Source organism: Pseudobdellovibrionaceae bacterium, assembly GCA_015163855.1.
Classification (GTDB): Bacteria; Bdellovibrionota; Bdellovibrionia; order Bdellovibrionales; family UBA1609; genus JAAOIH01.
In genome coordinates, this window is sequence record JAAOIK010000026.1 from 24,538 (window position 1) to 34,348 (window position 9,811).

Below are 9,811 nucleotides of genomic sequence, written 5' to 3' on the forward strand. Positions count from 1 at the left end.
TACGCAAAATTACTATGCTCAACACAAAAAAAAATTTAGCTATTATTTTCTTTATTGTACTTATCGATATTATTGGCTTTGGTATTATTATACCGCTACTTCCTTACTTGGTAAGTTCTTTAGGAAAAAATGCTTTTGCCATTGGTATATTAATGGCCATTTATCCTTTTATGCAATTTCTTTTTTCTCCCGTATGGGGAAAGCTTAGTGATAAATATGGAAGAAGGCCTTTTTTATTATTAAGTTTACTTGGTTCTATTTTAGCTCATACTTTGTTTGCTTTTTCCTCCACCTACACTTTTTTATTTATTGCGCGCGCTTTGGCTGGTTTTTTCGGAGCAAGCATTTCTTCTGCCACGGCTTATGTTGCAGATATTTCTAAACCCGAAGACAGAACTAAAAGAATGGGGTTTATTGGTGCAGCTTTTGGATTAGGTTTTGTTTTAGGCCCAGCTTTGGGAGGAGCATTTGGAGTTTTAGGGCAACATTTAGGACAAGCCCCTCCTTTTGGACAACAGTTTGCTGCCTTAATGGCAGGGGTTATTTGCCTATTTAATTTTATTTTTGCCTTCTTCTTTTTAGAGGAAAGTTTGGTGAATTTAAAAAAGACAGAAAAATTTCGCATTAAAGATATATGGCATAACACAAAACTATTAGTGATTATAGATGCTTTAAAGTTACCCATTATAGGAAAGTTTTTAATTATGGGTTGGTTATTTTCTTTAGCAATGGTTCATATGGAAGTGTCTTTATTTTTATTAATGAAAGAACGATTTGATTGGAGCTTGTTACAATCTAGCCTGGGGTTTGCATACATAGGCTTAATTATGGCCATTTCTCAAGGGGGTTTAGTTCGTGTGTTGGCGTCTAGGTGGGGCGAAAGAAAATTATTATTTATTGGTTTAGTTTGCTCTGGTTTGGCTTTGTCAGGAATTGCTCTTTCCTATTCGGTAGGGCCATTGGTATTTTTTATTACCCTGCTGGGCTTTGCCTATAGTTTTTTTCAGCCCGCATTTAATGGTAGTTTAAGTTTATTAAGTAAAAAGTCCGAACAAGGAGAAAGAATGGGCTTATCGCAAAGTATAAGTTCTCTTGGTCGCATTGTTGGTTCCGTACTAGCGGGTTGGTTGTATTCTAAGTATGGAATGGAAAGCCCCTTTTTAATTGGAACTTTGTATACTTTTATTGCTATATATATTTATAAAAGCATTTACCTTCATTTACCAGGAAAAAAACAGTGAAAGCCTTGCAGGACCGCTATCAACCCGAAGAAGTAGAGTCAGCTATTTATAAAAAGTGGTTAGATGCCAATTGTTTTAAAGCAGAAGAGCAATCAGAAAAGCCACCCTTTAGTGTTATTTTACCACCTCCTAATGTTACAGGTTTCTTACATTTAGGGCACGCCTTAGACCAAAGCATTCAAGATATTTTTGTTAGATGGCGAAGAATGCAGGGTTACAATGTTTTGTGGTTACCTGCAACCGATCACGCAGGTATTGCTACACAATCTGTTGTAGAAAAAGAATTAAAGAAAAAAAATATTACTAGACAATCTTTAGGAAAAGAAAAGTTTTTACAAGAAGTGTGGTCATGGAAAAAACAATACGGGCATCGTATTGTAGACCAAATGAAGTCTTTAGGGCACTCGTGTGATTGGAGCCGGTTAAAATTTACTTTAGATCCCGATGTTTCTAGGGCTGTAAAAAAAGTATTTGTACAGCTATATAACAAAGGGCTTATTTATAAAGGTTTGCGTTTAGTAAACTGGAGCCCAAAGTTAGGGTCTGCCGTTTCTGATTTAGAGGTGGAGCACAAAGAAGTTTCGTCTTCTTTATGGTATATTCGTTACGACTTTGTTGATGATCAAATAACAGTAAACCAAAATGAAAACTATTTGGTGGTAGCTACCACTCGACCAGAAACTTTATTGGGCGATACCGCAGTGGCCGTGCACCCCAAAGATGAAAGGTATAAAAAGGTAATTGGAAAAACCGTAAAGGTGCCTTTTGTAAATCGAGAAATTACTATTATTGCAGATTCAGAAGTGGATAAAGAATTTGGAACTGGTGCGGTTAAATTAACTCCTGCTCATGATTTTAATGATTACGAAATGGGCAAAAAGCACAAATTAGAATTTATCAATATTTTAAATCAAGATGGAACTTTAAATAAAAATGCAGGCCCCTATAAAAACTTAAGTGTTTTTCAGGCAAGAGAAAAACTTTTAAAAGATTTAAAAGAAAAAAATCTTTTCATTAAAGAAGAGCCACATAAACATTCTGTGGGTCATTGTTCTAGGTCGGGCTGCGTGATCGAACCTTTTTTATCTAACCAATGGTTTTTAAAAACCAAAGACCTTGCCGTGCAGGCGCGACGCGCGGTAGAAACAGAAACCACAAAGTTTGAACCAGAGACATGGTCTAAAACCTATTTGCATTGGTTAGAAATTATTCAAGATTGGTGTATTTCTAGGCAGTTGTGGTGGGGGCACTCCATTCCTGCGTGGAACTGTTTAGATTGTTTAAAGATAACCGTTAGTGAGGGCGACTTACAAAGCTGTTCGCATTGTAAAAGCGAAAACATTAAACCCGACACCGATGTTTTAGACACTTGGTTTAGCTCGGCACTATGGCCTTTTAGCACTTTGGGTTGGCCCGAAGAAACAGAGCTACAAAAAACTTTTTACCCCACAAGCCTTTTAGTTACAGGCCACGATATTATATTTTTTTGGGTCGCAAGAATGATGATGATGGGTTTAGAATTTAAAAAAGATGTTCCTTTTAGAACTATATTTGTTCACGGATTAGTTCGTGATGCCAAAGGGGTAAAAATGTCTAAATCTTTAGGCAATTCTATCGACCCTGTGGATTTAATTAAACAATCCGGAGCAGACGCTTTACGATTTACTTTGGCCTCTCAAGTAATGGCAGGAAAAGATTTAAAATTTTCTATGGGAAGATTTGAAGGTTATCGTAACTTCATGAATAAAGTTTGGAACGGAGCAAGGTTCTTGCTTTCTTTTGAACAAAAGTTATTAGAGCCCGTGTCTTCTGATTTTATTAAAGACAACAAAAATTATTTTTCTGCACAAGACAAGTGGTTATTGCAAAAGTTAAAAAGCACTATTGTAGAAGTAAATAAGGCTTTAGAAAATTATCACATTGCAGAGGCTGCTTTAAGCATTTACCAATTCACATGGAACTATTTTTGCGACTGGTATTTAGAAATGAATAAAGCGGTGTTATACAACTCTTCGGGCGAAAAAACAAAAGAAGCTAAGGCTAGTTACTTTGTTGCAAGGTATGTGTTTAAAAATATTTTAAAGTTAATGCACCCATTTACACCATTTATTACCGAAGAGTTATTTTCTTATTTTAAAAACAAAGACGACAATTCATTTATAATGCTAGAGCACTTTCCAAGTTTAAAGTCAGAAGAAAAATTATTAAGCTTGGGCGATTCTGTTTTAGAAAAAGAAATTGATTTTATGAAGCTAGTAGTAACAGCGATACGGAATATTCGCGGCGAAAATAGAATTAAAGCTTCAGAAAAAATTACCGTGTATTTGTCTCCCAAAGAAGATTATGCCCAAAAAGTGTTGTCTAAATATGTGGATTTAATTTGCAGTTTGTCGGGAGCAAAAGAATGTTTTGTTCAAAACCCAAAGTCTTTAGAAAAATCTGCAGTAACGCCAGTCAGCTTTGAAAACACTTCGGTAAATGTGGTTATTCCTCTCGAAGGTTTGGTAGATTTTTCCGAAGAGTTAAAGCGTTTAACTAAACAAAAAGATAAACTGCATTTAGAAATAAAAACTTTATCATCAAGACTAGAGGATAAAAACTTTATTAAAAACGCTCCTCAAAAAGTAGTTGAAGAAAACAAAAAATCTTTAAAATCTATGAAAGAGCAGGCAAAAACTTTAGAAGCTAGTGCCAAACGATTTCAATAACTATTGTTAGTCAGTTTGCTTTTGGTACAACCCAATTGCTTTTAATCGCTGCATTAAAAAGTCGCCAGCCGAAATATCTTCAGGGTTATTTGCTTCTTTTTTGCAAGAAGGCAGGCAAGATAAAATACTACTTGGCTTAGGGTGCATAAAAAAAGGAATAGAATAGCGACTAGTATTTTTTTCTGTTTGAGGGTTAACCACTCTGTGCGTAGTAGCGGGAAGTTTATTGTTGGTAATCCTGGCCATCATGTCGCCCACATTTAAAATTAAATCATTGGGAGAACTTTCTACCTTAAGCCACTGGTTAGTTTTCTTATCTAAAATTTCTAATCCCGATGCAGAGGCTACGGCAAGTAATGTAATAAAATTAATATCTTCGTGGGCTCCGGCGCGCACGGCATTTTTTTCTATATTATCAGCAATAGGGGGGTAGTGTAGTAGGCGTAAAATGGAGTTACCATTTTGAACTAAGTTATCAAAGTAGCGTTCGTCTACCTCCAAAGGCTTAGATAAGGCGCGCAGTAAAATTTGCCCAATATTTTCTAACATGGAGTAAATTTTTGTAAACACAATTTTAAAGTCGGCAAGCTGCTTTTCGTTGGGCCAAATATTTTCAGGGTATAAAATATGTTTACTCTCTGTCATATACATTTGTCCGACATGCCAAAATTCTTTTAAATCTGCAATAGAGCTATCTTTAGCGTGTTCTATGCCCACGGGAGTGTAGCCTCTAAGCCCACCTTTTTGGGGATAAATGTATTGTTTTTTTTCTTCTTCGGAAAGAGCAAAAAATTTTTCTAGTACTTTATATCCCGCCAATAATAAATCTACAGGAACGGAGTGATTTTTAATAATAACAAAACCCGCATCTTGCAAACCTTCAAATAGCTCTTCAGAAAATTTTTGTTTTTCTTCGGCAGACCCTAATAAGTAAGAGTGTAAACTTAGCTCTTTTATATTTGCATTCATGTTTGGCATTGTAATTCGATTTTTTTATTCGTCAAGGCGTGAATGGTGGCCCTTTAGGCCCTTAAATAGAGTTTGCCCCGCTGTAGTAATGAGGTATATTAAGTACTTACAGGTATTTATGAAAAAAAAGCAAAAACTACAGTTTAAATCTAAAAGCACCAGTAGCGAAAAAAAGAAAAAAAAAGCAAATAAAGATTTTTCTTTTGCCGCAGGTGGAAAAAAGCAAAAAAGCACTAAAAAAACCCCTTTTTCGCCATTTTTTTCTAAGTTTAAAAATAAAGGTCAAAAAACTACAGAAGCAGGGGCTTCCTCTAATAGAGTTTTAGGGAAAGTAAAAAGACATCCCGATGGCTTTGGTTTTTTAATTCCCTTAGATGGCTTTAAGGAAGATTTATATATTTCTAAGCAAGATATGTTGGGAGTTATGACAGGCGACAAGGTAGAGGTGAGTGTTAAAGCTAGAGGGGACAGGTATTCTGGAGTTAAGCTTAATATGGTAGAGAGGTCTCAACAAAAAGTAGCAGGAGTGATACATAAAGTTTCTGATACCGAGGGTATTATTAATGATGCGGGTAATTGGGGTTCTAGATTGCGAGTGTTTTGGCCCGAAAATCAAAGCGTAGAAGATAGGTCTTGGGTTTTGGCCAGCGTTACCTCTTACCCTGGTGATGTGGAGGGTTTTCAAGCGCAGTTAGATTTAGCTTTGCCGGGCAATGCTAACGATCCTATTTATGATATTAAAAAAGTTATTCACGAAAACTCTATTCCGCATGTTTTTTCACAAAATATTTTAAACCAGTTAAAAGAGTTTGAAAGCTATACCATAGACCCCAAACAATTTACGGATCGCCACAATTTAGAAAAAGATTTATTTGTAACCATCGATGGAAAAACCGCAAAAGATTTTGATGATGCTATTTGTGTAAGCAAAAACCCTAAAGGTTTTTGTTTGCAAGTGGCCATTGCAGATGTCAGCCATTATGTAAAAGTAGACACAGCCTTAGACGACGAAGCTTTATTAAGAGGAAATAGTTCTTATTTTCCAGGCCATGTAGTGCCGATGTTGCCCGCAAAATTAAGCGACGACTTATGTTCATTAAAACCCAATGTTCACCGGCTAGCTGTAGTTTTAAAAATATTTATAGACGAAGCGGGAAGTGTGCAAAATTATGAATTTCAAGAGGCTGTAATAAAAAGTCATGCGCGTTTAACTTATGGACAAGTACAATCTTTAATTGATAACGACTTTCAAGATATAGATAAAGAACACCCTTCCCTTGTAGTTAATATGTTAAAACAAGCTTATCAATTAGCTCAAATTTTATTAGAGGAAAGAAGAAAAAAAGGCTTTTTAGATTTAGACATTCCCGAAGTAGAAGTTTTAGTTAACGAAAAGGGCGGGGTCGAAGATTTAGTTTATTCGCAACGACTATTTGCCCACCGTTTAATAGAAGAATTTATGTTAATGGCCAATATTACTACGGCGCATTTTTTATCTAGCAAAAATATTGAAAGTTTATACCGTGTTCACGAACAACCCAGCGAAGAAGCTATTACACAATTATCATTAATGTTTAATTCTGTGGGCCTTTTTGAAAAATTATCTCCTCAAAATATATCTAAAAAAGTAGGGGGCATGTTGCATGGGTTAGAAGATGCTAATTTGCGTAAATCTTTATTTATTGCCGTTTTAAGAAGTTTAAAGCAAGCGCGATATGAAACTAATAATGTCGGACACTTTGGCTTGTCCTTTTCTGAGTATGTACATTTTACTTCTCCCATTAGGCGTTATCCCGATTTAATTATTCACCGATTAATTAAAAAATTTTCGTCTATTAATAATAAAAACATTGTAATTTCTAAAGAAAAATTAAACGCAGTGGCTGCCTCGTGCAGCGCCACCGAGCAAAGGTCGGTAAAGGCCGAGCGAAGAATTATTTCTATTAAAAAAGCACGCTATATGCAAAAGCATTTGGGTGAAGCGTTCGAGGGGCATATTGCTTCGGTTACTAAATTTGGAGTTTTTGTTGCCCTTAAAGAGGTGGCAGTAGAAGCTCTTCTGTCTTTAAAAGAACTAGGTAACGAAGCTTTCGAGCTAGACAGCATGGGTTTATTTGTTATTGGTCGGCGTAGTAAAAAGATATATAAAGTGGGTGATCCACTAACTGTGCAAGTGGCTTCTGTGGATGTGGATAAAGGTTTTATTGATTTAGTAATTTATAAAGAAGAAAAATAAATGTTTGAAAACAAAATTTTTAAAACTTTAGGTAATATTTCTCGCGTCAGTAGTATTTTAAAAACATTTTCTAGCTATGGTTTTCAAGAATTTATATTAAAGCTAGGTTTATCTAAGCTAGTGCCCAATGTGGTTTTTTCCCATGCCTATAAAAAATTGTCTGCACAAAAGCGATTACGAATGTGCTTTGAAAAGCTGGGCCCTACCTTTGTAAAGTTGGGGCAAATTTTAGCTCACCGTACCGACTTACTTCCGTTAGATTTTTGCAAAGAACTAGCTGTTTTACACAACCAAGTCGAAGTTTTAGATTTTAAAACTATGGAGGCGGTATTAATTCAGCACTATGGAAAAGAATATTTAAAATCCTTTAAAAGTTTTTCTACCACTCCTGTGGGGTCTGGAAGTATTGCTCAAACTTATAAGGCGTGCTTGTTAGATGGTTCCGATGTTGTGGTTAAATTGCAAAAGCCAGAAATAAGAGAAACCATTAAAGAAGATATTGCCATTTTACAAACTTTAGCGGGGCTTATAGAAAAGTATATTCCTGAATTTAAAATGTACCAACCTAAACGCTTGGTAGAAGAATTTTCTAAACAGCTAGAGTTAGAAATGGACTTTGTGGTAGAGGCAAATAACACGCAAAAACTGCATGCTTTTTTTCAAGGCGACGCTACGGTAAAAATTCCACAAGTGTACAGAGAGGAAAGTTCGGCCCAAATTTTAATTTTAGAAGAAATTAAAGGGGTTAGTTTTTCAGAAATAAATACTTTAAGCCACTCCGAAGAACAGTTAACAGAAATTTTAGATAAAACTTTAAAAGCATATTTAAAAATGCTTTTTCAAAGAGGCCTTTATCATGCCGACTTGCATTCGGGAAACCTTTTTTATACCAGCGATAACAAGGTGGCCTTTATTGATTTTGGGCAAGTGGGTCGTTTAAATAAAAGAGAGCAAATGAGCATTTCGCATATGCTAACGGCTTTGTCCGAAGAAGATTACGAAAGATTTGCCATGGAGTATTTAGATTTAAGCCATTCTGGAGAGGTGTCTTTAGAAAGTTTTAGTTCGGCCTTGCAAAATTTAATTGACCCTTATTACGGGTTAAATTTAAAGGGAGTAAAGCTTGGACAGGTATTTATGGAAACGGCAAACTTGGCCTTTCAACATAAAATAAAAATTCCCATATACTTAATGATTTTTTTTAAGTCTATATTAAGTTTAGAGGGTACGGGCCGTAGCTTGTCAGGAAATTTTAATTTTATAAAATCGGCCCAAGAATTTGCCGATCAATTTATTAAAGAGGGGCACGAGCAGGATTACTGGAAGGCCTCCTTAGATTTTGTGTTGCGCGACTTAAACCATTTATTTTTTTCAAGCCCAAGGCAGCTCCGCTCGTGGTTTAGGCAGGTGGGTGACCCCAATTATAAATGGAAAGTAGATATACAAAATTTAAACACAGTGGCCCATGCCCTTAATCGACTAGCCTTATTTGTGCTATTGGGACTGATTTTTATAGGCTTAGTTATAGGTCTTGTTCACTGGTATTAAAATTGTAAACTTTATACAAACATTTATTTTTTTTACAAAATTAAGCGCTATTACTCTATATTTTCTTTTTCCCTCTTTTTTTGTGTTATATTTTTTCAGTTAATCAAAAAACAAAGGGCTGTTTATGAACTTTTTACGCATGGCTATTTTTTCTTTCACACTATTTGCAGCTACAGCCCCTATTCAGGCTATGGATGTTAAAACCGCAGGCGGATATTTAAGCGTTAAAGTTATTTTACCTTCAAACAGCAAAACGCTTCCTGCTAAAATAAAAAAAATGATTAATCATTTAAATGCAGTTGTTCCCCAACAGGTGGCTGCGGTATTAGGCAACAAGCTAGTTTTAAATTTTAAAAATCTTCCAGACAGCGCTAAGCGTTTCAATATTAAATGCCCTGCCGAATTAATAAAAGAAGAATTACGCTCCACAGGGGCGGATGAAGAAATAAACGACTCTCAGTCTAGCTATTTTAATACAGGCTTCGAAAACCTTATCTTCCCTAAAAAAAATGTAACAGAACAATATGTTAAAGTTCCCGGGCTTAATCAAAATTGGAATAATCCAAAAAAGCTTTCTTTAGGCCTTTTTTGGATTCACAAAGGCTTTTTAAAAAATCCAAGCGCCAAGCTTCGGCCTTGTTATAAATCAGGCAACTATACTTCTAAAACCGATTATTTAGAGGCGTTAATATTAAGAAACATTGCTAGGGTGTGGAATCGTAATGTTAAATTACAGTCGGGTTTTTTAGCCAGCTTACAAAGAGAACGCCAATTTTCTGATTCTTCGTTATTTTCTCACTTAGACAATTGGGGCTCTAGCACTAACGCAAACACTAGCAAAAATATTTGGGGAGGAGATAAGTTAAAACTAATTGCTCCCGCTATGCGAATTTCCGCTCTTCAAAATTTTAGCCTAGAAGATAGCTTTAGTATTTATTTCGAAAAATTTTTAAACGATAAAAATTTTTCTTGTAAAAAACCGGCCATGCACATGTACTTTCAAAAAATTATGAACTTCTCTCCCTTTGGAATTAAAGAATGTCATAATTTAAATACAAAAATATACGGTGACTTTTTAAATAAAACAGTTTTCGATCTAAACCCTAATA

At 35.3% G+C, this 9,811-nt stretch carries 6 protein-coding genes; 5 read left to right on the forward strand and 1 reads right to left on the reverse strand.

Annotated elements, in window-relative coordinates:
• Window positions 1-14 precede the first annotated feature (14 nt).
• On the forward strand, window positions 15-1,241 hold the full coding sequence (locus HAW63_03220) for a TCR/Tet family MFS transporter (protein ID MBE8162979.1): 1,227 nt from the start codon (window positions 15-17) through the stop codon (window positions 1,239-1,241).
• Window positions 1,238-3,949, forward strand: coding sequence for a valine--tRNA ligase (locus tag HAW63_03225; protein MBE8162980.1), 2,712 nt, complete (start codon window positions 1,238-1,240; stop codon window positions 3,947-3,949). The genes HAW63_03220 and HAW63_03225 overlap by 4 nt, the downstream gene beginning before the upstream one ends.
• Before the next feature lie 6 nt (window positions 3,950-3,955).
• Here HAW63_03225 and HAW63_03230 read toward each other — a convergent pair whose 3' ends face one another.
• The gene (locus tag HAW63_03230) at window positions 3,956-4,927 is read right to left on the reverse strand and encodes an isopenicillin N synthase family oxygenase (protein ID MBE8162981.1); all 972 of its coding nucleotides are present in this window, start codon (window positions 4,925-4,927) and stop codon (window positions 3,956-3,958) included.
• Window positions 4,928-5,036: 109 nt separating this feature from the next.
• On the opposite strand from HAW63_03230, the gene rnr reads away from it, so the two are divergent.
• The 3 genes from rnr to HAW63_03245 all read left to right on the forward strand — a co-directional run.
• Window positions 5,037-7,154: a ribonuclease R gene (gene rnr / locus HAW63_03235; GenBank protein MBE8162982.1), complete on the forward strand. Its 2,118-nt coding sequence runs from the start codon at window positions 5,037-5,039 to the stop codon at window positions 7,152-7,154.
• Window positions 7,155-8,702 carry a phosphotransferase gene (locus tag HAW63_03240; GenBank protein ID MBE8162983.1) on the forward strand — a complete coding sequence of 516 codons (1,548 nt, stop codon included), beginning with the start codon at window positions 7,155-7,157 and terminating at the stop codon, window positions 8,700-8,702.
• Between the two features lie 124 nt (window positions 8,703-8,826).
• On the forward strand, window positions 8,827-9,811 hold a 985-nt coding region (locus tag HAW63_03245), incomplete at its 3' end, for a hypothetical protein (protein MBE8162984.1).